At 59.7% G+C, this 23307-nt stretch carries 17 protein-coding genes; 11 read left to right on the forward strand and 6 right to left on the reverse strand.

Annotated elements, in window-relative coordinates; translation table 11 throughout:
* Positions 1-29: 29 nt before the first annotated feature.
* From WH50_RS14470 to WH50_RS14490, 5 genes are all read right to left on the reverse strand, one after another.
* Entirely contained in the window at positions 30-1436 is a 1407-nt protein-coding gene (locus WH50_RS14470) for a hypothetical protein (protein ID WP_207780313.1), read from the reverse strand.
* A gap of 12 nt (positions 1437-1448) precedes the next feature.
* Entirely contained in the window at positions 1449-2474 is a 1026-nt protein-coding gene (locus tag WH50_RS14475) for a nucleoside hydrolase (RefSeq protein WP_110187947.1), read from the reverse strand.
* Between the two features lie 200 nt (positions 2475-2674).
* Positions 2675-5782 carry a diguanylate cyclase gene (locus WH50_RS14480; protein WP_110187948.1) on the reverse strand — a complete coding sequence of 1036 codons (3108 nt, stop codon included), beginning with the start codon at positions 5780-5782 and terminating at the stop codon, positions 2675-2677.
* 296 nt (positions 5783-6078) lie between these two features.
* Positions 6079-6834 carry a sulfite exporter TauE/SafE family protein gene (locus WH50_RS14485; protein WP_104155632.1) on the reverse strand — a complete coding sequence of 252 codons (756 nt, stop codon included), beginning with the start codon at positions 6832-6834 and terminating at the stop codon, positions 6079-6081.
* Positions 6835-7051: 217 nt separating this feature from the next.
* Positions 7052-7543 (reverse strand): 3'-5' exonuclease, encoded by a 492-nt coding sequence (locus WH50_RS14490; RefSeq protein WP_104155633.1) that lies wholly within the window; start codon positions 7541-7543, stop codon positions 7052-7054.
* Positions 7544-7773: 230 nt separating this feature from the next.
* On the opposite strand from WH50_RS14490, the gene hemG reads away from it, so the two are divergent.
* The 7 genes from hemG to parE all read left to right on the forward strand — a co-directional run bounded on the left by hemG (position 7774) and on the right by parE (position 16221).
* The gene (gene hemG, locus WH50_RS14495) at positions 7774-9126 is read left to right on the forward strand and encodes a protoporphyrinogen oxidase (RefSeq protein ID WP_110187949.1); all 1353 of its coding nucleotides are present in this window, start codon (positions 7774-7776) and stop codon (positions 9124-9126) included.
* Between the two features lie 181 nt (positions 9127-9307).
* Positions 9308-11077 (forward strand): GGDEF domain-containing protein, encoded by a 1770-nt coding sequence (locus tag WH50_RS14500; RefSeq protein WP_110187950.1) that lies wholly within the window; start codon positions 9308-9310, stop codon positions 11075-11077.
* A gap of 312 nt (positions 11078-11389) precedes the next feature.
* Positions 11390-12046, forward strand: a complete 657-nt coding sequence (locus WH50_RS14510; RefSeq protein ID WP_110187952.1) for an NUDIX domain-containing protein — start codon at positions 11390-11392, stop codon at positions 12044-12046.
* A gap of 214 nt (positions 12047-12260) precedes the next feature.
* A complete protein-coding gene (locus tag WH50_RS14515; RefSeq protein ID WP_104155637.1) occupies positions 12261-12713 on the forward strand; it encodes a DUF1249 domain-containing protein in 453 nt (150 codons plus the stop codon).
* Between the two features lie 197 nt (positions 12714-12910).
* The gene (locus tag WH50_RS14520) at positions 12911-13708 is read left to right on the forward strand and encodes a metallophosphoesterase family protein (protein ID WP_110187953.1); all 798 of its coding nucleotides are present in this window, start codon (positions 12911-12913) and stop codon (positions 13706-13708) included.
* Complete coding sequence (locus WH50_RS14525) at positions 13705-14283, forward strand: YqiA/YcfP family alpha/beta fold hydrolase (protein ID WP_110187954.1); 579 nt, start codon at positions 13705-13707, stop codon at positions 14281-14283. Before WH50_RS14520 ends, WH50_RS14525 begins: the two co-directional genes overlap by 4 nt.
* A 33-nt stretch (positions 14284-14316) precedes the next feature.
* Positions 14317-16221: a DNA topoisomerase IV subunit B gene (gene parE, locus WH50_RS14530; protein ID WP_104155640.1), complete on the forward strand. Its 1905-nt coding sequence runs from the start codon at positions 14317-14319 to the stop codon at positions 16219-16221.
* A gap of 100 nt (positions 16222-16321) precedes the next feature.
* Here the strand turns inward: parE and WH50_RS14535 are convergent, their stop codons facing one another.
* Positions 16322-17725 (reverse strand): alanine/glycine:cation symporter family protein, encoded by a 1404-nt coding sequence (locus WH50_RS14535; protein ID WP_110187955.1) that lies wholly within the window; start codon positions 17723-17725, stop codon positions 16322-16324.
* Between the two features lie 410 nt (positions 17726-18135).
* On the opposite strand from WH50_RS14535, the gene WH50_RS14540 reads away from it, so the two are divergent.
* The 4 genes from WH50_RS14540 to WH50_RS14555 all read left to right on the forward strand — a co-directional run.
* Complete coding sequence (locus WH50_RS14540) at positions 18136-19119, forward strand: hypothetical protein (RefSeq protein ID WP_110187956.1); 984 nt, start codon at positions 18136-18138, stop codon at positions 19117-19119.
* Positions 19120-19228: 109 nt separating this feature from the next.
* The gene (locus WH50_RS14545; RefSeq protein ID WP_110187957.1) at positions 19229-19645 is read left to right on the forward strand and encodes a PAAR domain-containing protein; all 417 of its coding nucleotides are present in this window, start codon (positions 19229-19231) and stop codon (positions 19643-19645) included.
* Complete coding sequence (locus WH50_RS14550; protein ID WP_165838435.1) at positions 19632-20405, forward strand: DUF4123 domain-containing protein; 774 nt, start codon at positions 19632-19634, stop codon at positions 20403-20405. The genes WH50_RS14545 and WH50_RS14550 overlap by 14 nt, the downstream gene beginning before the upstream one ends.
* A 52-nt stretch (positions 20406-20457) precedes the next feature.
* Positions 20458-23307, forward strand: a 2850-nt coding sequence (locus tag WH50_RS14555) for a DUF6531 domain-containing protein (RefSeq protein ID WP_133251331.1), incomplete at its 3' end; no start/stop codon positions are given.

Genomic DNA, 23307 nt, shown 5'->3' on the forward strand with positions numbered 1-23307 from the left:
TGCTTATGGCAGGCACCGTGGGCTGAGCTTCAGGAAGAGGGATCAACACAGGCCTGAGGAACCTTGTCACGCTGGAAGTACGACCACTGCTGCAGGGCAATCTGCAACTGCAATGAGGTATCCAGATTGAGCAGCTGGCCGTATTCGCCGCCTGCCGGTTGCATGGGGAAGGTCAGGGTCTGGAAGTAGTTGCTGTTGTCCTGACTGTACTGCTCGCACAAACCATCGAAACCAAAGATGGGCGGGCTGAAGGCACCGGAAAAGAACGAGTTGCCTGCCTTGTTGGCATAGGCGCCGCCATGACACGACAGACACGAACTGAGCTTGTTATCCACCGGGCCTGCCAGCCTGCCTTCACAGCCGAAATGCTCGGCCCGCACATTGAGATTATCGCGGTTCAGCACACTCTGCCGGGCGCGGATGCTGGCGGATTTGGGCACTGCCGGGAAGGTCCAGGGGTCCATTCCCCACTGCAGGCCGACCGGGCTCAGATTTTCCCAGACATTCTTGCCGCCCAGATCGCCGTTATAGGCAAAGGTGCCAAACACCCAGCGGGTGGGGGACTGCGGATTGACCACGGCGACATCCATCTGCACCAGATGCACCGGCTGTGGCTGGCGCTCACAGTAGAACTGGTTGTCCTTCTCCACATGGCGGTCTGCCTGCCACTGCGGGCTACCGTGCAGATAGGGCACATCCTTGGGGGAGGCGGAGGAAAACAGCAGTTTCACCACCACCGTGCCGGTGGCGAAAGGCATACCGCTTTGCGCTGGCACGCCCTGATAATCGCCAAAGCGCGGGTTACCCTGCTGGTCCCAGGCCTGGCCCAGTGAGTAGGCGCCGACATCGTTGTAATAGGCCACGGCCCAGGTCTCAAACCGGGCCTGTGAGTCGGTAGCGCCGACCAGGGTATGAGGGTTGGCACCAAGGCCATGCAGGTTGCGGCGGCTACCGTGGAAGTCACTGAGCACAGCAGTACGTTCATTGGTCAGACCGTGGATAAACTCACGGCCGGAGGTCGGGTCATAGGCCATCCAGGGCACGCTGTACCAGCGGGTTTTGCCATCCACCTGGGTGTTGAAGCCCTGGGCATTGTTGAGGTCATCACTCTGCCCCTCGCGGATGTAGCTGAGAATGCTCTGAATGTAGCTGTTCCAGGTGGCATCCCATTGCGGCACACCGTCCTTGCCGAACGTGGTCTGGAACAGGCTGGCCGGGTAGCCCAGCCAGGGGCACTGCTGGCTGTCACAGGTCGCCGGCGGCGTGGTGGGGTAGGCGTCGCTGAGCTGGAACACCGGCCCGTTCCAGTCGGGCGGTGGTGGCGTGACCGCATTGCGGTAAGCCAGTTGCGCAGCGCTGTTGTCTGCCTGACAGAGCAGGCTGGTCAGGCTGAGCGTCAGTAACAGCCAGCGTGAATGGGTGAGACTAAAGCCCATGGTGATCTCCCGTTATGCCGTGTACTGGCTGATGACCTTGAGAAACTCGGTGTAGACCCGCTCCCGGTCGGCACTCATGGCCACCTCGATCACCGCGCCATCGGTATCAGGAATCAGCTCGCCGGAGTGATCGTCTTCCTCGTCCAGCTGCTGTTCGACCCGCAGCGTGAAACGCTCGGTATGCACCAGACTGGCGTCGACCAGTACTTCCGCTGCCAGTGGATCCCAGAAGTCCAGATACTTGCCGATACCCGGGGCAATGGTGCTGCTGTTCAGTACCTGCGTCAGGAAGCGGGCGGGGGCGTTATCGATCGCGGCCAGTTGTTCCACCAGCGCCTGGGTAATGGGGACCTGCTGGGTGGCATTGAGGGCGACCAGCGTGATGGGGATGCCACTGTCGAAGATGTACTGGGCGCCGAGGGGATCAATAAAGATATTCCACTCCGCCACCTTGTTGGTGTAGTACGGCTGGTCGCCCAGCGTGGGCTGGATATTGCCCTCGGCCCCGCGCTCCTCGCCGACATAGCGGGGGAGCAGGTTGCCGCCCATCATCACGATACGGCTGATTTTCTGCTGGCAGCAGCGGCGCAGCTCCGGGTCGGCGCCCGCCTGCTGAAACAGCCTGCCCCAGTTGCTGCCACCGCCAATGCAGAGCACGGTGACAGGCTGGCGGCAGCTGCGCAGATAGTCCTTGAGAAAGCTCACCGCATCCCTGATCACCGGTTTGGGATTGCTGCCGGGGAACTCGGCTTCGTAGTGTTCATCGGCGGCCTTGCGGGCGTCGTAGGGGAAGGTATTGCTGTAGATCATCGGTGCGCGGGCACCGGCAGCGACCGGGGTCGCGTGAATGGCCGGGTCATCCAGCAGTAACAGCATGTCGTTGACGTTGCGTACACCGTGGCTCAGGTGCACATCGCCGCTGCCGGTCACGGTGATGCCCTGCACATTGACGCCGGGATGCATCAGCAAATAGAGCATGGCCATGTAATCATCAAAATCGACATCGGTATCGATCAGTACAGGAATGCGGGTGGGCATGGCGTCCTTCCTTGCGAGTGGCTGAGAGTGCTTTTCTTGGAATGCGTTCTTAGATGACCAGTAAGAGCATAGTTCAGTCAGTCCGAAGCGCCATATCGAGGCGATCTCTTCAGCTGTGCCCGCTATGCTTGCCAACGCCATCTGACCAACGTGTAGCAGAGCGTGAACAGGCTGGGATCATGGCCGGTAAGGCCGAGGGGCTAAACCGTCGGTTGAGCGGTAAAGGGGGGAGTGGCAAATTCCACCCGGTTGCGGCCGCGGGATTTGGCCTGATACAGCGCCTGATCGGCCCGTGCCAGCGTGGTGGTCACGGCTTCGCCGGGCTGACGGGTGGCAATGCCGAAACTGGCCGTCTGCGGCTGCCGGTGAGGATAGCTGTGGGCGGCGATCAGCTGACACAGGCGCTCGGCCAGCGCGATGGCGTGCTCTGCGCTGGTGTGCGGGCACAGCACGATAAATTCTTCTCCGCCCCAGCGTCCGACCAGATCATCGTCGCGACTGTGCCGGCGCAGGATCGAGGCGATTTCCTTCAGTACCTTGTCACCCATGGGGTGGCCAAAGCGGTCGTTGACCATCTTGAAGTGATCCACATCCAGCAGAATCACCGACAGCGGCTGCTGGCTCAGTTCTGCCAGCTGCGCTTCGCTGCTGGCCAGCTGGTCAGTCTTCATACGGTTGAACAGGCCGGTCAGGGCGTCGGTGCTGGACAGCTGCTCCAGCCGCTGATTTTGCACGGCGATGGAGGCATTGGCCTGACGCAGCTCATCGTGTGCCTGCTGCAACAGGCGATTGCTGCGGTGCAGACTGTGCTGACGCCAGGCCAGCAGCAGGGCAATCAGGGTGAAGATGGCCAGTACCTGCCAGATCAACCGGTAGTCGATACGCTGATCAAAACGGACCTGATTCCAGCTGGACATAATACGGTTGCGGGCCTGCTGACCGCTGTCACTGTCGAGGCTGGTAATCGCACGTTGCAGCAGACCCAGTAGTGCGTCTTCATCACTGCGCAGAGCAAAGTGCAGATCCAGACGCTGGTCGCTGCTGCCGGCAATTTTCAGATTGACGAAGTTGCCCTGCTGGATGGCGCGGGCAATGGCCAGTGTGCCACCGAGCATACCGAACACTTCCTTGTTCTCCACCAGTCGCAGACCTTCCTGCATGGAGCTGACCGGGAACAGTCGCAGCTGCGGCTGGCTGTGGCTCAGCGCCTGCATGGTCGGGCTGTTACGCAGCACGGCCAGAGGCTGATTGCCGACACTGCTGAGGTTGTCGACAAAGTGCTGTTCGGTGCGGGTGGCAATCACTACCGGAATGGACAGATAAGGGGCGGTGAGCCTGAGGCCGCTGGCCTGCATGGCCGGATCATCGATGGCTGACAGCAGCAGATCGCACTTGCCATCCTGCAGGGCTGCCAGCGCCGCACTCCAGCTGGCGGTGGGGTAGAACTGAAAATCCAGATGCAGGCGGCTGCTGAACAGCGCCAGCAAGTCGGCACTGACGCCCTGATGACTGCCATTGTTCTGGCTGTCGTAGGGTGCCCAGTCGCTGCGTGAGCAGTAGCTGACCCGGTTGTGCTGCTGGATGTACTGACGGTCGGCGTCGGTAAACAGGGCTTTGTCGATGCTGCCGAGATTACTGATCCAGCGCTTCTGCAGCTGGTTCAGCTGTTGCGGAATCAGGTTGTCGGCAGCCTTCTGCAGCAGGCTGGCCAGCACACCGGCATCACTTTTCAGGCTCAGCTGCTCGTTTTCCACTTCCAGCAGCGGGCTGTGCAGGCTGATGGCGGCGCTGAGATTGGGATAGAGATGCAGCTGGGTGGCGTATTGCAGAATCGGCATGGCACCCAGTGCGGCATCGGCCTGACCGCGGGACACCAGCTGCAGGCAGTGGCTGACATCAGTGCAGCTGACAAAGTGGATGGCGGGGAAGTAACGACCCAGACGTTCGGCATCGTAGACGCTGTCGAGCAGGGCCAGACGTTTGTTTTGCAGCGCTTCCAGTGAGCTGACGGGATCCATATTGGCGCGGGTGACCAGCCCCAGTGTGAAGGAGGCATAGGCGGGCAGCTGCTGCAGTGAGCCATCTTCCGGCAGCCGGCCACTGTTGAGGGCGATATCGATACGCTGCTGTTGCAGCGCCTGATTGAGGTCTTCCGGGGCAAACTCGCTGAACTGCAGGTGACTGCCCAGCTCCCTGGCCAGCAGCTGTACGTAGTCAATATCAAAGCCCTGGGCTTCTCCGCTGCCGAACATACTGAACGGTGCACGGGTGCTGTAGCCCACGCGCAACACCGGATGTTGCTGCAGGTAGTGCTGCTCTTCGGCGGACAGGCTGATATTGCTGAAAGGCGTCTGCACAAAGCCCAGCAGGCGGTCCTTGGCGTTGGCCGGTGCCTGACCGCTGCTGATGTAAAGGTCGGCGAGATTGTCGATGCGGCGCGGATCCACCGAACCGAGGGGGAAGACATCATGCAGAGTCAGTCGTTCCAGCTCGTTGGCCTCAAACAGCAGGGCATCGCGGGATTTGCGTGTGGAATAGCGATTCAGAATCAGATCGACCATTTCCTCCTTGTGGGCAAAGGCGTACTGCCAGCCCTTGATGGAGGCACGCACGAAGCGGGCACTGAGGGTGGGGTCAGCCGCCATCACCTGTTCGCTGGTGAAAATGTTGGAGTCGTAGGCATTGGCGCCGTAACTGGCCGGGTTGAGCACGTTGTGCGGCACCTTGTCACGGCGCAGGAAGTACATCTCGTTGGAGGAGAATACCGACACCGCATCTACCTTGCCCTGCTTGAAGTCGTCGATGCTCCAGCTGTGCGGCACCACCTGAAAATCCTGTGGTGAGACATTGAAATAGCTGAACATGGCGAGAAAGGGCGCGGACTGCAGCTCATTGGCCGAGGCCATCACCCGTTTGCCGCGCAGGTCATTGGGGCTGAGGATATCGGGGCTGGTGACCAGTACCAGCGGGGAGACCTTGAAGAAGTTGGCGACCAGCACCACTGGTTCACCCTGCAGACGGTTAAGTACGATCTCCGAGTTGATATGGCCAAACTGGGCACGACCACTCAGCACTTCCTGCAGCGGAGTCTCGCCGGACTCCAGTTCGCGGATGTCGACATCCAGCCCCTCATCGGCGTAATAGCCTTGTGCCTTGGCCGCATAGTAACCGGCAAACTCAAACTGGTGTTTCCATGACATCTGGAAGCGCACCTTGGTCAGGGGCACAGCAAAACTCTGAGTGGCCAGTAACAGGCAACTCATCAGGCAGACGACAGTCAGCAAGCGACGTGCAACAGGCGATGCCATGGACGGACATCCTGGAACCAGGGGTTTCAAAACGTAGCAGAATCCGCGCCACGGTGCTATCCATGGCGACAGCGAATGTTGCCTGAAGTAACAGGAGGGGGCAGACGGGGCTGGTTTAGCAGAGCGGCGGGGAAAAAGGATAGCTGAAGAAAGAACAGCTGAAGAAAGAACGCTGTGGAGAATAACGGGGGAGGACGAATAGTCGTAGCGTGGTCAGTCGGCAGTGCCACTGACCACGCCCTGCGCGCTAACTGTTACAGCCACAATGTTACAGCCACAATGTTACAGCCACAATGTTACAGCCATAAAGCCGCCGCACAGCCACACAGCGTCATCACAAACAGGAACCACTTCAGTACCGAAGCAGGCGCCTTGATCGCCATCTTGACGGCCAGATGAGCGCCCGTCATGGTGCCCAGACCGAGGATCAGCCCCGGTACCCAGTCCACCTGTCCGCGCACAACGAACACCACCAGCGCCACCAGCGTGAAGGTCAGGCTGCATACCAGCTTCAGCGCATTGGCCCGCACCAGATCATAGCGCAGGCTGCCTGCCAGAGCGGCAATCAGGATAAAGCCGACGCCCGCCTGCACAAAGCCGCCGTAAATACCGGCCAGGAACAATACCCACCAGGCACTGGGGGTCTGCTGCATGGTGCGTGCCGGTGTACCCGGTGGCGGCGCGATGACCGACGGGCGGATCAGCATAACGATGGCCATGGTCAGCATGGTGCCGAGCAGCATCGGCTTCAGCCAGCTGCTGGGCGCATAGGAGGCAATGATACTGCCGAGCAGACCACCGCTGATGGTGGGCCAGAGGATGGGACGAATTTCTTCCACTGGCAGCTGATTGTGCCGCTTGAAGCCAAGACTACCGACCAGACATTGCAGGGCGACACCCACGCGGTTGGTGGCATTGGCCACCTCCGGCGGCATGCCCAGCACCATCAGGGCGGGAAGGGTCAGGTTGGAGCCACCGCCGGCCAGGGTGTTGATCACACCGGCGATCAGGCCGACCACCACCAGCAACAGCCAATAGCTGAGGGTATCCATAGAGTTTCCTTGAGTTGTTGTAATTGGCTTATCTGCCCGCCGGGGTTATCAGCGCAGCGTCGTTAGACCGGGAACAGGTTCTTAGGGACATGTGGCGGGCAAGGATAGACTGGCAGGCGCCCATTGGCCATCCGGATGGGCGCGACAGGCTGTTGTCAGACAGTCAGGAAGAGCAATGAAGGAAGAAAGGCCGTCAGAGGGGAGGGGCAGAGCCTGTTCAGAGCTGGCTGACCTGACGTAATGCCAGCTGCAGCAGCCGCGCATCATCACCGGCACGGTGACGGGTCAGTTTGAAGGTGCGAACGACCTGATCCTTGATGGCGCCCCAGTAGGTGGCCTGCTTTTCTGTCAGCAGCCGGCGCAGGGAGTCGAGTTTGAAGTGCTGGTTGACGCCTGCATGGTAGAACAGCAATGACAGCCAGGTGCTGTCAAAGCCCCAGGCGTCTGAATAGACCGTCTGTCCGGCCAGCAGGGCGTTGAGATGTTGTGCCACAACCCGGGCGGGCAGCCCTTCACGCAGCAGCATCTCACGCTTGATCTTGTGGATGCTGGCCGCTTCCTCGCTCCAGTGGATCCACTCAGGTTCAGGATGAATCAGCACGCTTTCGCAGCTGCCATCCGCCAGAGCCAGTCCCACCTCAATAGGGTAGCTGCCGGAGCCGAATCCGGAGGCTTCGATGTCGAGAATGATGGGAAGGCTTTCTTTCAAGATGTGCTCCGGCTTGTCCCAGTAAAGATGTACTGGCCTATAATGTAGCCCGCAGCAACGTTGGATGATTCACTATCCGCTCCGCCCTTGATGTGGCGCAGGTCAGAAGGATCTTGAATACGTTCTTATGGGCAGAATACTGCAGCGTCCGGCATCTATCTGTTGCCCCGACGCGGATACGTCTGGGACGGTCCTGCAAAAACCTGCTAATCATACGGAGCAAGGGATAAATGGTACAACCTGCACAACGTATTTTAGTGATTGGCGGCGGTATTTCCGGTCTGTCTGCGGCGTGGTTTATGCAACAACAGGGCCATGATGTCCACGTGCTGGAGGCCAGCGAGGTGGCCGGAGGCAATTTGCGCACGTTGCGTGAGGATGGCTATCTGGTGGAAGCCGGGCCGAATTCGACCCTGGACAGTTCCCCGGGCCTTGGCCAGCTGATCGAAGGTCTTGGCCTGCAATCCGAGCGAGTGACCCCCAGCGCACTGGCCCGACGCCGCTTTGTGGTGCGCCATGGTCAGTTACAGGCGCTGCCGGGCAGCCCTGCGGCCTTTCTTTCTACTTCCCTGTTTAGCCTGCCCGCCAAGCTGCGCCTCTGTGCCGAGCCTTTTATCGGCAGGGCGACGACGGAAGAAAGTATCGCCAGCTTTGTGCGTCGCCGCCTCGGTCGGGAGTTTCTCGACTACGCCATCAATCCCTTTGTTTCCGGTGTTTATGCCGGTGATCCCGAACGCCTGTCGGTGCAGGCGGCGACGGCGAAAGTGTATGCACTGGAAGCCCGGCACGGCTCCCTGATCAAAGGCGGCATCGCCCTGATGAAAGCACGTAAAAGCCGCCAGCTGGAAACTGGCCCCAGCGGCACCATGGTCAGCTTTCGCCACGGTATGCAGCAACTGCCTGAGGCACTGGCGGCGGCACTGGGCAACCGGCTGCATTGTGGTGTGCAGGTCGATCTGCTGCGCCGTGATGAGCAGGGCTGGCAGGTCTGTGCCGGTGAGCGCCACTGGCAGGCGCAGCAGGTGATTCTGGCCACTCCGGCCCCGGTCAGCGCACGTCTGCTGGCGACGCTGGCACCGGCGGCCAGTGAGGCGCTGGCGCAGATGGTCTATCCCCAGGCGGTATCGGTCTCCATGGGCTTTGCAGCATCGCAGATCGCCCATCCGTTGGATGGTTTTGGCATGCTGATGCCCCGCTGTGAAGGTATCGACACCCTGGGCACCTTGTTTCCCTCCAGTCTGTTCGAGCAGCGGGCACCGGCCGGTAAGGTATTGCTGACGTCTTTTATCGGCGGGCGTCTGAATCCGGCGGTGGCGCAACGCCGCGATGATGAGATCGCTGCACAGGTGCTGGCGGATATTCGTCCTTTGCTGGGCATCAGCGGGGAGGCGGAGAAGTGCTGGATCACACGCTGGCCAGCGGCTATCCCCCAGTATGAGCTGGGCCATCTGCAACGCCTGCAGCAGATAGACACGGCACTGGCTGCCCTGCCGGGCCTGCATTGTTGCAGCAACTGGCGTGACGGTATTGCCGTGGCCGACTGCATTGAGCAGGCACGGCTGCTGGCCGGGCGCATTGGCTGAGCAGAGGCCATGAGTGAGGGGGCATGAGTGAGGGCATGAGGAGGGGCCGTGAGTGAGGGCAGCAATACCCTGATCAGGTCGGAAATGCACTGTTAACAACCTAACGTTACAAACGTCATTTTGTTGTCATCTGGCTTTCATAGACTGTTCGGTCTGGTGATATGCAAAGTAGACGTGAACGATGACTGACGATGCGTTAGCGGAGGAACTGGACAGACTGCTTGAGAGCCGTCTGCTGTTTCCTCACTTCCAACCTCTTGTCGATCTGGAAAGAGGTGAAATCTATGGCTATGAGGCGCTGATTCGCGGACCGTCGGACAGCCCGCTGGCTTTTCCTGACCGTCTGTTCGCCACTGCACGTGCCTGTGGGCGGTTGCAGGAGCTGGAGCTGTGCTGCCGCTACCTGTCGATTCAGCGCTTTGCCGAGCTGCAGCTCGACGCTCGCCTGTTTCTTAACGTCAGTGCCGATCTGCTGCTGAACCCGGATTATCCCAGTGGCACGACGCTGGCACTGGTCAACAAACTCGGGCTGGCGCCGGAGTCCATCGTAATCGAGCTGTCTGAACAGCAACCCTTCCACGACTACGCGCTGACCCGCCAGGTGGTCAATCATTATCGCCGCATGGGCTTCAAGGTGGCGCTGGATGACATCGGCAGCGGCTATTCCGGCCTGCGTCTGTGGCTGGAGATGACCCCGGATTACGTCAAGCTCGACAAGCATTTCATCCATCAGCTGGAGCGTAATCCGCTCAAGCGTGAGTTCGTCAAGGCCATCGTCAGTATTGCCGAAGGCGTCGGTTCCAAACTGATTGCCGAGGGCATCGAAACCCTGGATGAGCTGCGTACCATCCAGCAGATGGGGATCGCCGTGGGGCAGGGCTTCCTGTTTGGCCGTCCGCAACAGGTACCGGAGCTGCAACTGGCGATTGAACATATTCGTTATGATGGCCAGCAGCGTCAGGCCGTGATGCGCAGTGGTGAACGGGCCGGTGGCGTACGCCGGGCAATACAGCCGGTGTTGCCGGATGTGCTGCTGGGGAGCGTGGCCCAGCTGTTTCAGGACGCCCCCGAGCTGACCGCGCTGCCGGTGGTGGAAAGAGGGATGCCGGTGGGCATCGTCAAGCGGGCGGCACTGTTGGAGACCTTCTCCACGCAGTATGGCCGCGCCCTGTACGAGAATAAGCCGGTGCGCCGTTTTATGGACCGTGAGCCACTGATTGTGGATGCCACCCTGCCACTGGAGCAGGTCAGTCAGGCGCTGACGGAGGCCGAACAGGTCGATATTGGTGACAGTTTCATCATTACCGAGGATGGTTACTATGCAGGACTGGGAAGTGTCCGTGATGTGTTGAGAAAGATGACGGAGCTACAGGTTCAGCATGCCCGTTATGCCAACCCCCTGACACAATTGCCAGGCAACGTGGTGCTGAACCAGGAGGTGGACGGGCTTCTCAGGACAGGGGCCGACTTTCGTGTGGCCTACTGTGATCTCAACAACTTCAAACCCTTCAACGACTACTACGGCTTTGCCCGCGGGGATCAGGTCATCCAGTTCGTTGGTGAGCTGATGGTGCGCCACTGTGCCGGTCGCAGCAATCTGGTCGGCCACATCGGCGGTGACGACTTCATTATCATCTTCAGGGAGAATGACTGGCGGCGGCGTCTGCAGAAGGCGCTGGATGAATTCCAGAGCAGCATTGGCCATTTCTATGACACCCAGGATATCGCCGCAGGCGGTATCCCCGGCCGGGGACGGGATGGCAGCCACAGTTTCTTCGGTTTGCTTGGCATCGCCATCGCGGTGATTCACCCCGACCCCATGGTCTGCGCCAACTACCATGATGTGGCCGAGCTGGCGGCTGAGGCCAAACATGAGGCCAAGGCACTGCAGCAGAGCTGCATCCATGAGTCCCGTATTCACCTGCCCCCGCATTATCAACTTCGTGCTTGAGGGGCTATACTGCCTGCTTTCCTTAGAACGCGTTCACGATCTGCTGCGCGTCGGCCAAACTGCGTTGAAAAGCCCTTCGGAATGCTCATTTAGGTTCCCTAAACTCCGCTTCCTCAGTGCTTTTCGCCTTGTTTTGCTCTAGCTCGCGAGACCGTGAAGACGTTCTTAAGCCTGTTCACGATGCGCAATGCGCTGGCCGCAAGGTAAAAGAAGCCTTGTTCGGCCCTGTCGGCGATGGTCGTGAAGACGCTCTGAAAAGCAGACGGCTGCCCCTTCGGACCTGTCGTATCTGCGTAACACTGAGGACGCACTATGTCAGGGACTGCACTGATTCCCAGCTTTTCCGGCGAGCATGATGATGCCGTCACCCTTCTCAAGGACGAACTCTCGTTCAAAGGTTTCTTCAGACTGCGTACGCTGACGCTGCGCCATCGCTGCTTCAATGGTGAGTCCATCACCATCACCCGTGAGCTGTTTGACCGTGGCCGTGCCGTCTGTGTGCTGCTTTATGATCCTGTACGTGACACGGTGGTGCTGATTGAGCAGTTTCGCACCGGCGCCTTCATGGGCATCAAAGCCGAGGCCTGGCAGTACGAACTGGTGGCGGGCATGGTGGAGGAGGGCGAATCCGACCGTGAAGTGGCGCGCCGCGAAGCGGTGGAAGAAGCCGGTGCCGACATCCAGGGCGTGATGCATATGCTGGATTATTTTGTCAGCCCCGGCGGCACCAATGAACGGGTCGGTCTTTATTGTGCATGGGTGGATAGCCGCGGTATGGGCGGAATCCATGGCTTGCCTGAAGAGGGTGAGGATATTCGTGTGGTGACAGTGCCGCTGGCCGATGCCATCGCCGCTACCCGCAATGGCCGCATCAATAATGCGGCCACCCTGCTGGGTTTGCAGTGGTTGCAGCTGCATCGTGATGACGTACTGGCACAGTGGCAGCAGCAGGGACTGCCCATCGCTTAACAGGGATAAGTGGCTGGTTAAAAAATAATCAAAAAGACGTCTGCCGGACTATGCCCCTGCGCTGATTTATTGCAGACTGCTGCTGATGTGGAGATTGCCACGGGTAGCAGGCACATATTCAGATAAGCACCGCGTGATACGTTGAACGCTGTTGAGATTTACGATGGACGAGCCCAATAAGCGGGGCTTGCCAGGTTGAAGGTCAGGTTGAGTTATGAAGGTAAAACGCAAATACGTTCCAGATCTGGCGCGGATGATGGCTGAAGGTGAAGCCAACTACCGGCGCCTGCTGAAACTGTTACCCGCACTGGATGCCGGTACGTCCTGCCGTTATGGCTTGCGTTTGCCCGATGGCCAGCTGGGGCAACTGTCACTGCGTGTGGTGGAAAACTTTGCTTACACCACGGCTCTCGAAGTGGAGCAGAGTCTGGGAGAGTCGCCCTGGCTGAAGACCCCGCTGCTGCATGTTCGTCTGTATCACGATGCCCGCATTGCCGAAGTGATCGCCCCGCGTAACCGCATGCTGGAAGGGGTTTACCTGTATCCCAATCCTGCCATGCGCGCCCCTGATGAAAAGGCCCAGCTCAATACCTTTCTGGCCGAATGGCTGAATCACTGCATTGATTACGGCCTGAGTCAGGAGCCAGTGGAAGTGGTTCGCCTGTAAGGGGGCGTGGTCACGATCTGCTGCGTATAGGGATGCGGCGTGGCAAAGACCTGCGGTATGCCCATCTGCCGCTACTTCCCAGCCCGTTATGCCCTGTGTGGCGCTGGCTCGCGATAGCGTAAATGCGTTCTGAGTATGAGCGCCCAGCCCGGCGCTTCCTGCTGAAGCTGATTATCCTTCTGCTGCTACGGTGATTCATGTCCCGCTTTACTGTTCTGCATCTGACCGATCTGCACCTGACGCGTCATCCTGACGATATGCATCATGGCTTCAACGCCTGGCAGCGCTGGCAGCAGATGATCGAGCACTGCCTACTTTCTCCTGCGGCGGATCAGCCCCGTCCCGACCTGCTGGTGCTGGGAGGGGATCTGGCGCAACATCCCGAAGCGATCACCTATCAGGCGCTGCGCCAGTGTCTTGATCAGCTGGATCTGCCCTGGGTCTGTGTGCCCGGTAATCATGATGATGTCAGCCTGATGCGCCAGCTGTGGGGCGACAGTGCCGGTTTGCCCTGTGCCGATCAGTGGCAGGCCGGGCGCTGGCAGCTACTGCTGTGCGACAGCACGGCGGACGGTGATGGCCGCGGCAGTGGCTCCCTGTCTGCAGCCGCACTGGCGCGTTTGCAGTACCAGTTGCAGCATCCACAGGCCGAGCATCAACTCGTGGTGCTTCATCACCACCTGCTGCCGGTGAATAGCCCGTGGCAGGATGAGGTGATGACAGGTAATGCCGCCGAGGTGCTGGCGTTGCTGGATCAGGCGCCACAACTGCGTGGGGTGCTCTGTGGCCATGTCCATCAGGCCCATCACTGGCGGCGTGGCCACTGGCAGATGTGGTCAACACCGGCAGTCGCCGCACAGTTTGCCGCCGGGCAGCCAGGCTTCCTGCTGGAGCCGCAACCCGCTTTGCAGGCGCCGGCCGGGCGCTGGCTTCAGCTGGGTGACGATGGTAGCATGCGCACTTCTACTGTATATGCAATCAGGGGTTCGACATGAACGCGACACCGCCCTTCATCTACCTGCATGGTTTCAACAGTTCCTCACAGGCGGCCAAGGCCGCGGAGCTGCGTGCCTTTCTGCAGAGTCAGGGGTTGCCCGAACCGCAGGTGCCGCAGCTCAGCCACTGGCCAGCGGAGGCTATCAGCAGTGCCTGCAACCTGATTGAAGCCTCGCCGCAGGCCCCGGTACTGGTGGGTAGTTCGTTGGGTGGTTTCTATGCCACCTGGCTGGCGGCACATTACGGCCTCAAGGCGGTGCTGATCAACCCGGCGGTGCGGGTATGGCGACTGATGGAAGATCGTCTGGGTATCGACATCGACAACCCCTATACCGGTGAGCGTTACCAGCTCACCGCTGAACACGTAACACAGCTGCGCGACCTCTATGTGGCGTCGCTGCCACAGCCCCAGCAGTTTCTGGTGCTGTTGCAAACCGGGGATGAAACCCTGGACTACCGTGAAGCGGCTGAGTATTACCAGCATTGCCAGCTGCGTATTGAAGAAGGCGGCAATCACCGCTTTGACGGTTTCCTCAGTCATTGTCCGGCACTGCTGGCCTTTGCCCGCAGCTAAGCTGATAACCCTCTCTGTGAAAGAATGACTGCCATGAGCAAGCAAGAATATAACGCCCAGGCCATTGAGGTGCTCAGCGGCCTGGACCCGGTGCGTAAACGCCCGGGTATGTATACCGAAACCGATCGCCCCAACCATCTGGCCCAGGAAGTCATCGATAACTCGGTGGATGAGGCGCTGGCCGGACATGCCGATCGTATCGAAGTCATGGTCTATGCCGACGGCTCCCTTAGTGTGACCGACAATGGCCGTGGGATGCCGGTGGATATTCACCCTGAGCACGGCGTCAGCGGGGTGGAACTGATCCTCACCCGTTTGCATGCGGGGGGTAAGTTCTCACAGGGCAATTACCAGTTCTCCGGCGGTTTGCACGGCGTCGGGGTATCGGTGGTCAATGCGCTGTCCAAGCATCTGGAAGTGGAAATCAAACGCGGTGGCAAGGTCTATCGCATGAGTTTTGCCGACGGTAACAAGCTGGCAGAGCTGGAAGAAGTGGGGACCTGCGGGGTCAAAAATACCGGCACCAAGGTGCGTTTCCTGCCTGATCCCGGTTACTTTGACTCCCCCAAATACAGTGTCAGCCGCCTGCGCCATTTGCTGCGTGCCAAGGCTGTACTGTGCTCCGGCCTGACCATCGTTCTGATTGACCAGAGCAAGGGCGCTGATCAGGAAGAACGCACCGAGTGGTGCTATCAGGACGGCCTGACCGACTACCTCAGTCAGGCCGCCAGCGATTTCGTGACCCTGCCGGATGTTCCCTTTGTGGGTAATTTTGCCGGTGAGCAGGAAGCCGCCGAATGGGCGGTGCACTGGCTGCCCGAAGGCGGTGATCTGCTGACCGAGTCATACGTCAACCTGATCCCCACCATTCAGGGTGGCACCCACGTCAACGGTTTTCGCACCGGTCTGCTGGAGGCCATGCGCGAGTTCTGTGAATTCCGCAATCTGTTGCCACGGGGTATGAAGCTCGCGCCTGAGGATATCTGGAACCAGTGCAGCTATGTGCTGTCGGTGAAGATGCATGACCCGCAGTTTGCCGGCCAGACCAAGGAGCGGCTGTCATCCCGCCAGTGCGCGCCGTTCGTTTCCGGGGTGGTCAAGGATGCCTTCAGCCTGTGGCTGAACAAGCATATCGAGCAGGCAGAAAGACTGGCCGAGCTTTGCATCAACCACGCTCAGAGCCGCATGAAAGCTGCCAAGAAGGTGGTGCGCAAGAAGGTCACGCAAGGCCCGGCGCTGCCCGGCAAGCTGGCTGACTGCAGTGGGGGTGATGCACTGGCGTCAGAGCTGTTTCTGGTTGAAGGGGACTCTGCCGGTGGCTCGGCCAAGCAGGCGCGTGACCGCGAGTATCAGGCCGTCATGCCGTTGCGCGGCAAGATCCTCAATACCTGGGAAGTGGACTCCGGCGAAATTCTCGCCTCGCAGGAGGTGCATGACATCGCCGTGGCCATCGGCGTTGACCCCAGCTCCACGGATCTGTCCGGCCTGCGCTATGGCAAGGTCTGTATTCTTGCCGATGCCGACTCGGACGGGCTGCACATCGCTACGCTGTTGTGCGCCCTCTTTGTTCGCCACTTCCCGGCGCTGGTGAAAGCGGGGCACGTGTTTGTCGCTATGCCACCGCTGTATCGCATCGATATCGGCAAGGAAGTCAGCTACGCCCTGGATGAAGCCGAGCGTGACGGCATTCTGGACCGCATCAAGGCCGAGAATAAGCGTGGACAGGTACAGGTGACACGCTTCAAGGGGCTGGGCGAGATGAACCCGCTGCAGCTGCGTGAAACCACCATGGCCCGCGATACCCGTCGTCTGGTGCAGCTGTATCTGGACGAAGGCGACGATACCCATGAAATGATGGACATGCTGCTGGCCAAGAAGCGCTCCTCTGACCGCAAGAGCTGGCTGGAAACCAAGGGCAATCTGGCTGATGTCGGTTGACCTGACAGTGAGCAGCAATGCAGTAAAAACAAGAAACCCGGCCTAGGCCGGGTTTCTTGTTCATGACGGCGGAGTATTTACCGCTGTCTGTCGATCAGACTCAGGACTTTTCCCAGATTTTCTGGTCGATTTTGTCAGCCAGTTCGGGGAATCTGGCCGGATCAAACACCGGTGTGCCGGTGCGATTCTGGTTGAAGTAGTCCCTGGTCAGCTTGATCACCAGCCCTGACAGCAGGGTGATGGCGATCAGGTTGATGGTCGCCATCAGCCCCATGGCTGCGTCGGCGGCATCAAACACGGTGGAGATGCTCTCATAGGCACCCCAGACCACCATCAGCAGGCCCAGACAGCGCAGAATGGTCAGGCCGACGCGGTTATCCAGCTTGAGATACACCATGGCGTTTTCGGCGTAGCTGTAGTTACCGATGATGGAGGTGAAGGCAAAGAAGAAGATGGCAATGGCCACGAAGTACTTGCCCGCATCGCCCAGATGCACGCTCATGGCGGCCTGAGTCAGAGGCATGCCGGTCAGCTCGGAGCCGGGCATCATCACGCCAGACAGCAGAATCATGACGGCTGTGGCAGTACAGATCAGCAGGGTATCAATAAAGACCCCCAGTGCCTGCACCATACCTTGCGAAGAAGGGTGATGGGGGCTGGGCGTGGCGACAGCGGCGATATTCGGCGCTGAGCCCATTCCTGCTTCGTTGGAGAACAGACCGCGCTTGATGCCGTTCATCATCGCCCCGGCGATGCCACCTGCCGCAGACTCAATGCCGAACGCACTCTTGACGATCAGGGCCAGTACCGCAGGAATGTCGCCCAGATGGGTGGCAATCACATAGACGGCGGTCAGCAGGTAAGCAATGGCCATAAACGGCACGATCAGCTCAGCGCAGCGGGCGATGGATTTAATTCCGCCAAAGATGACCACACCCGCCAGCACGGCCAGACCGATACCGACTTCCACCTTGGGCAGGCCAAAGGCGCCGTTCATGGCTTCAGCAATGGAGTTGGCCTGTACCGCACTGAACACCAGACCGAAGGCGATGATCAGGCAGACGCAGAAGATGCTGCCAGCCCAGGGCGCATTCAGGCCCCTGGCGATATAGAACGCCGGGCCGCCCCGGTAGTCACCGTGTTCATCGCGGACCTTGAACAGCTGCGCCAGCGTACTTTCGGCGTACGCCGTGGCCATGCCGAGCAGGGCGACGACCCACATCCAGAAGATGGCGCCGGGGCCACCCAGGGCCAGGGCAACGGCGACACCGGCCAGGTTACCGGTGCCCACACGAGAGGCCAGACTGGTGCAGAGCGCCTGCACGGGAGTGATACCGCTCTGGTCATTCTCGGGTTTGCGGGTGACCGAACGGATGAGTTCAGGAAAGTGGCGAAGCTGCAAAAAGCCAAGGCGCAGGGTGAAGTAGGCACCGACTGCCAGCAGGCCATAGATCAGGATGTAGCCCCAGAAGATGGTATTGAGAAAGCTGATAATTGCGTCCATACGCTGTACCTCTTGTAGCGCGATCAATCGTGCCGATCACGTAACGGTGCTGGTAATGGGTCGGCTGACGATGGGTAACCGGCGCTGACCCTTAATAGTTGTGGCGGGCGTTCTTCACTTCACCAGATATGTCCGCAGATCATGACCACCATAGCTGCCCAAAGCGACTTCCTTGCTGCTTCCTCTATGGTCTGTGCTGCTCCTGTTTGCCCCATTTGAGTGCAAATTGGGCACAAAGTGAAAGGGGCGCATTGTGCGCATTCTTGCTGATGGGAGCAACCCTGAAGTGGGATTGATATAAGGATATAGCGTCGGACGTTGTTGCCCGGTAAGGGGAATGACTTTGCAGTTTCTGCCACGAGCCGTACACTCCGTCCCCTTCAGGACGGTGATGTTACAGGGGCAGGGAAATGCTACAGCTTACGCCACGATTTCTGCAGCTGGGCCGGATTTCAACCCTCTGGGAGCTGGGAATGCTGGAAATGGCCAGCAAACACATTGTGCAGCAGCCCTGTGGTGAAGCGTCCTTCCCGCTGCATTGCTGCCCTCAGGTGCACGGGTACAGCAGCGCGCAGCGGCTGTTGTCTCTGGCAGAAGAGCTGGCCGCGCATTTGCCGCAGGTGCAGCGCCAAGGCGATGCGCCGGTGCTGCTGTATCTGCCTTGCCATCCCTTGCATCCGCATGCCTCGTCGCGCGAGCGTCAGCAGGCCTATCTGCGTTATCTGGGGTTGAACTGGCTGAGCTATCAGCCACAGGTATTTGTCTATCCTTTTGGACGCATGGCCTGGTGGGCCTCCTGGCCACAGCTGCGCGCTTTGCTTAAGCAGCATGAGCGTGTACTGCTGGTTGCGCTGGATAGCCCGGCGCCAACGGTTGCCGAGCAGCGCCAGTCACCCGCCAGCCTCTACTGTGAAGGTGCCTTGATTATCGAGGTGCAGAAAGCCCGTCGTGGCCTGCAGCCGCATTGGCATAGTCTGAATGCCTTGGGGTATCAGCCAGCCACTCAGGAATGCGGTAGCGCGATTGGCAATTTACATGACAGCCTTGCCACAATGATTCGCCAGACGGGTGGTCAGCAGATCGAGATGTTTATGCCATCCAGACTGCCGGCGTCTGTACCTCAATCGGTACGTCAGGCCTGGAATATCGGCTATCACACACTGTTACCCTTGCTGACTGAGCGCAGTCGATATGCCGATCCCCTGAGTCAGCTGGGGGAGTGTGGCACGCTGGCACCGCTGGCGGTCTTGCTCTATCTCGTCAGTCAGTGGCAGAACGCCCCCGCCTGCTCTCAGCAGCCCCTGGCTGTCCAGTTGGATATGACTCAACGGATGGCAACGGAACGCTTGCGTTGGTGTGCGGCAGCCGTATGGGGCTGGCAGAACGATGTATGAGCAACCGTCTGAGTAACTGTGAGAGTAACAATTGATGGGTTGAAAATTACATGATGAAAAGTAAGATCACTTTCCTATTACATAGGACGGTATCGACAAGGATTTCATCATGGGTAAACCAGCAGCCACCGTGGGGCATTTTCATACCTGTCCTCAATACGATGGCCGAACACCTCATGTCGGCGGCCCCGTCGTTAATGGCTCTCCCAATGTGTTTATCAACGGTATGCCCGCCGCGCGGGTGGGCGATACCCTCATCTGTTGCGGCCCACCCGATACGATTAAAGAGGGCTCTGCCACGGTCTTTATCAATGGTATGCCTGCGGCAAGGATGGGCGATGGCACCGCTCACAGCGGGGTGATTATCGGCGGTAGTGGCAATGTGCTGATTGGTGACAGCTCCTATTCAGGTAAAGCAGGCCCCAACCCCTCCCTGAGTGAAAGCCAGGCCATGACGCTGCGCAAACCGGCCCCTTTCTGCGAAGAGTGTGAAAAATGCAAGGATGGTCAGTGTGCTATTGGATGATCTGGACCGGCCTTTCTACCGCCACACCCCCTATCAACACCTGTATGACTGGCTCAAGGCCCTGCCTGCTGATCTGTCACTTTATGCCGTGCTGAGCGGCACCAGTGAGGCCCAGCCTGTCGCGATCTATGAGCGGGAAGACGGCGAGCAGTACCTGCATCCGCTCTATACCCAGGAGGCCTATCGCAACTGGCGACAGGTGATGCCTTATCTGGTGCCGTTGTCGCGGACCAGCCCTTTTCTCGATTGGGTGGCCCGCACTGAGGTGCAGGACTGGGGCTGGCTATGCAGCTCGCCGTTGCCAAGCCGTGAGCTGATCCCCCATCTGGCCGGACTGACGCAGGCACTGACGGAAGAGGGTAAAGCCGTGTTCTTCCGCTACTGGGATGGCCACTTCTTCCGCATGATCCTGCGCCTGCTGCAACACGACGGGCATTTTCTGCTGCCGCCGGTGGCGCAGTACTGGATCAACAGTACGGTATTTACCTTCCAGCCCGACCGCTACCGCCGCCCCCGGCCTTCGCCATGGTGGACCATTCCGGCACAGGTGATGCGGGGCCTTGAGCAGGAAGACCCGGGGCCGGTGCAGCTCAATGTCATGCAATACCTGCAGGAGCAGCAGGGCTGGCTGTATTGTGCGTTTCCGCTGACGGTGCTGGAGGCCAAGGTGGCGTATTACCTTCGCCAGTGCCCTCCGGACAACGATGCTGACTGGCTGCTGCACCTGTGCCAGTGGCTGGCCGATGAAACGGTGAGCTGACCCCGGTCAGACACGCCCGGCCGGATGATGTGTCATTACAAGGATGTGAATCGTGAGTATTTTTGGAGACAACACAGGCGCAGGGTCTGACCATACCCTGCTTTATCGCCAGCAACAGGCGGCCCGTCAGCCTGATACCCTGGACGAGTTATTCACTCGGACCATGGACTATTTCAACCACAGCCTCGACCAGTACAAGCACGACTACAACGACTGGTTCTATGGCATTTTCCTGCGCATGGATCAGGTGATCACTCACCTGGACCGCACCGTCAGCGTCGCCGCTGCCGACAAGGGGCGGGTCAGCGGCGTGGTCAACTGCCCGCTCAATGGCATCCTGATCGTCTATCACACCTTCCAGTCGGTGAATTTCGTTCCCATCCCTAACTCCCCCTATACCCTTGAGCAGGGCTGGACGGATTCGCGTCACCGCTTCCACCCTGAAACGGGCGGCATGACCCGTAAGGGCACCACCGACAGTAACGGCAAGCTGGAAGAACATAATCTCAAGCCGGGCAACTACCGCATCACCTTCTACCCCAATGTCACCGAAGGCGATCTTAAAGCCCTGCTGGCCTCCTATGAAGAAGTGCAGCGGGCCCTGAGCCAATGGCTTAGCCAGCAATGGAACGGCAGCCTGAAGGCGGAATGGCAGGTGTTCCTCAACATGAGCGAGGCCCAGCGTCAGGCCTACAGCGATGGGGCGGTACTGCATGGCATGGTCAGCGCTCTGAAAGGCGTGTGGGACGACATCAACTTCGTCTACGACCTGATCGCTGACCCGGATAAGTACTACCAGAAGCTGAAGTCTACGGTGATTGAGTACACCAAAGACGACTTCAAAAAAGTGGCCGAGAATGCCGAAAAAGCCAAAAACTGCCTGATCTTTGTGCAGGATGAAGCCTTTCTGTTTCTCTGTGCCCGCGCCTTCTCCGCCTGGTTTGATCTGATCCCGCCGCATCAAAAGCAAAAAGCCGTCGGTGAACTGCTGGGCAATATCATCATGGACTTCATCATCGGTGTGGTCCTGAGCGCCGTGGGGGGCGTGGTGCTGCGCTATGCCATCAAGTCTGCCAAGGTGGCTGCCAAAGGGGTGCAGAGCGAAGTCACGCTGCTGATGAATGGCGCTAAGGAGCTGATCGAAACCGCCAGGAAGTACGCCCTGCCGCATCTGAAAAAGTCGGAAAAGATCATCTTAAGCAAAGACATGAACCTCAATTCCGCCAACAAAGGCACGTTGGTACTGGATGAGGGGCGCATCAGAGCCAACGATGCCACCGAAGCGCAGAACGACTTTAAACAGACCACCAAAATCGTCGAACAGGAGCCGCCGAACAAAGCCAATCAAAGCGGCAAAAACGACAACGACCAGCCAGCCGAAAGCGTCGCCTGCACCCAAACCAACGGCTGCCCCGTCTCCATGGTCACCGGCGAGGAGCTACTGACCCTCGAAGACGCCACCCTTGACGGCCCCTTACCCTTTACCTGGCAGCGGCTGTACCGCACCAGTGCGGTGGAACGGCAAAGTGGCCTTGGCTATGGCTGGAGCCACAGCCTTGACCACGAGCTGACGGTGACGGCCGAAGCGATTCACTGGCGCGACCACGAAGGGCGTACCACCACCTTCCCCCATCCCAGTCAGCAACGCCCGGCGATCCATAATCCGCTGGCCAGGGCTGCCCTGTATCTGGGTGATGAGCCCAGCGCCGCACAGCGGCAGCGCGGCGTGGTGGCCGAACTGATCCTCACCCAGCCGGGCCTGCCTTTCTATCACTTTCGCATCGTCAACACGGACGGGCAGGGCGGTACGACACAGGCGCGCGGCACGATACAGGCGCACGGCTACTTGCACGCCATCAGCGACGCCTACCACAACCGCCTGACGGTGCGCTACGACCGGCACGGCCGCCTCAGTGCCCTGGAAGGCCAGCAACAGCAGGCCCTGCGCTTTCACTACCTCGACCAGCCGGTGGGCGAGCGCCACTGGTGGAACGTGCTCGATAAGCCCGACAGCATTGCCCTGCTGGCCCGCGTGGAACTGCAGCGGATGGCCGTCAACGCTGACGAAAGCGGCTACGAAACCCGCCGCTTCCCGCTGATGCGCTACCACTACAACGACCAGCTGCAACTCATCGCCGCCGAAAATGCCCTCGGCGAACAGGAAACCTACCGCTACGACGACCAGCACGTCATCCAGGAACGCCGCCTCGCCGGGGGCGCCTGCTTTACCTGGCAATGGGAGCGGCAGGGCAAGGCCGCCCGCGCCATCGCCCATGGCTGCAACATCCCCGGTCTGGACAACCGCTATGAGTGGAATGACGCCAGCGGTGAAGTGACCGTCCATTTCAGCGACGGCAGCCAGCAGGTCTATCAGCATGACCGTCACGCCAAACTGATCCGCCAGACCGACCCGGACGGCGCCACCGTCAGCAAAGACTACAACGACAACGGCGACCTGATCCGCGAAGTCGATGCCCTCGGCGCCGAAACCCACTACCACTATGATCAGAACGGGCAGCTGGAAACCATCCGGCACCCCGATGGCAGCCTGACCCACTACGACTACTGGCGCGGCCAGCTGCGCAGCGTCCGCCGGGGCGAACAGCACTGGCGCTACCTGCGCAACGAACAGGGTGACATCACCGAAAAAACCGACCCGGCCGGGCGGGTCCACCGCTACCACTACACCGAACAGGGCCAGCTCAGCCGCATCGACCTGCCCGATGGCGGTCGCCACCTGTTTAGCTGGAACCGCTTTGGCCAGCTGGTGGACGAGACCTTACCCGACGGCGGCCAGCGCACCTACCGCTACGATGCCCAGGGCCGCCAGGTGCTGCGGCAGGATGAACGCGGCGCCATCACCCGCTACGCCTACGACAAACTCAACCGCCTGACGCGGCTG

It is taken from the genome of Pokkaliibacter plantistimulans (genome assembly GCF_003194385.1).
GTDB lineage: Bacteria > Pseudomonadota > Gammaproteobacteria > Pseudomonadales > Balneatricaceae > Pokkaliibacter > Pokkaliibacter plantistimulans.

What these genes read in the sequence shown, in the direction of transcription:
- WH50_RS14470 (WP_207780313.1), bottom strand. Translation starts at nt 1,436, where the DNA reads ATGGGCTTTAGTCTCACCCATTCACGCTGGCTGTTACTGACGCTCAGC.
- WH50_RS14475 (WP_110187947.1), bottom strand. Translation starts at nt 2,474, where the DNA reads ATGCCCACCCGCATTCCTGTACTGATCGATACCGATGTCGATTTTGAT.
- WH50_RS14480 (WP_110187948.1), bottom strand. Translation starts at nt 5,782, where the DNA reads ATGGCATCGCCTGTTGCACGTCGCTTGCTGACTGTCGTCTGCCTGATG.
- WH50_RS14485 (WP_104155632.1), bottom strand. Translation starts at nt 6,834, where the DNA reads ATGGATACCCTCAGCTATTGGCTGTTGCTGGTGGTGGTCGGCCTGATC.
- hemG (WP_110187949.1), top strand. Translation starts at nt 7,774, where the DNA reads ATGGTACAACCTGCACAACGTATTTTAGTGATTGGCGGCGGTATTTCC.
- WH50_RS14500 (WP_110187950.1), top strand. Translation starts at nt 9,308, where the DNA reads ATGACTGACGATGCGTTAGCGGAGGAACTGGACAGACTGCTTGAGAGC.
- WH50_RS14510 (WP_110187952.1), top strand. Translation starts at nt 11,390, where the DNA reads ATGTCAGGGACTGCACTGATTCCCAGCTTTTCCGGCGAGCATGATGAT.
- WH50_RS14515 (WP_104155637.1), top strand. Translation starts at nt 12,261, where the DNA reads ATGAAGGTAAAACGCAAATACGTTCCAGATCTGGCGCGGATGATGGCT.
- WH50_RS14520 (WP_110187953.1), top strand. Translation starts at nt 12,911, where the DNA reads ATGTCCCGCTTTACTGTTCTGCATCTGACCGATCTGCACCTGACGCGT.
- WH50_RS14525 (WP_110187954.1), top strand. Translation starts at nt 13,705, where the DNA reads ATGAACGCGACACCGCCCTTCATCTACCTGCATGGTTTCAACAGTTCC.
- parE (WP_104155640.1), top strand. Translation starts at nt 14,317, where the DNA reads ATGAGCAAGCAAGAATATAACGCCCAGGCCATTGAGGTGCTCAGCGGC.
- WH50_RS14535 (WP_110187955.1), bottom strand. Translation starts at nt 17,725, where the DNA reads ATGGACGCAATTATCAGCTTTCTCAATACCATCTTCTGGGGCTACATC.
- WH50_RS14540 (WP_110187956.1), top strand. Translation starts at nt 18,136, where the DNA reads ATGCTACAGCTTACGCCACGATTTCTGCAGCTGGGCCGGATTTCAACC.
- WH50_RS14545 (WP_110187957.1), top strand. Translation starts at nt 19,229, where the DNA reads ATGGGTAAACCAGCAGCCACCGTGGGGCATTTTCATACCTGTCCTCAA.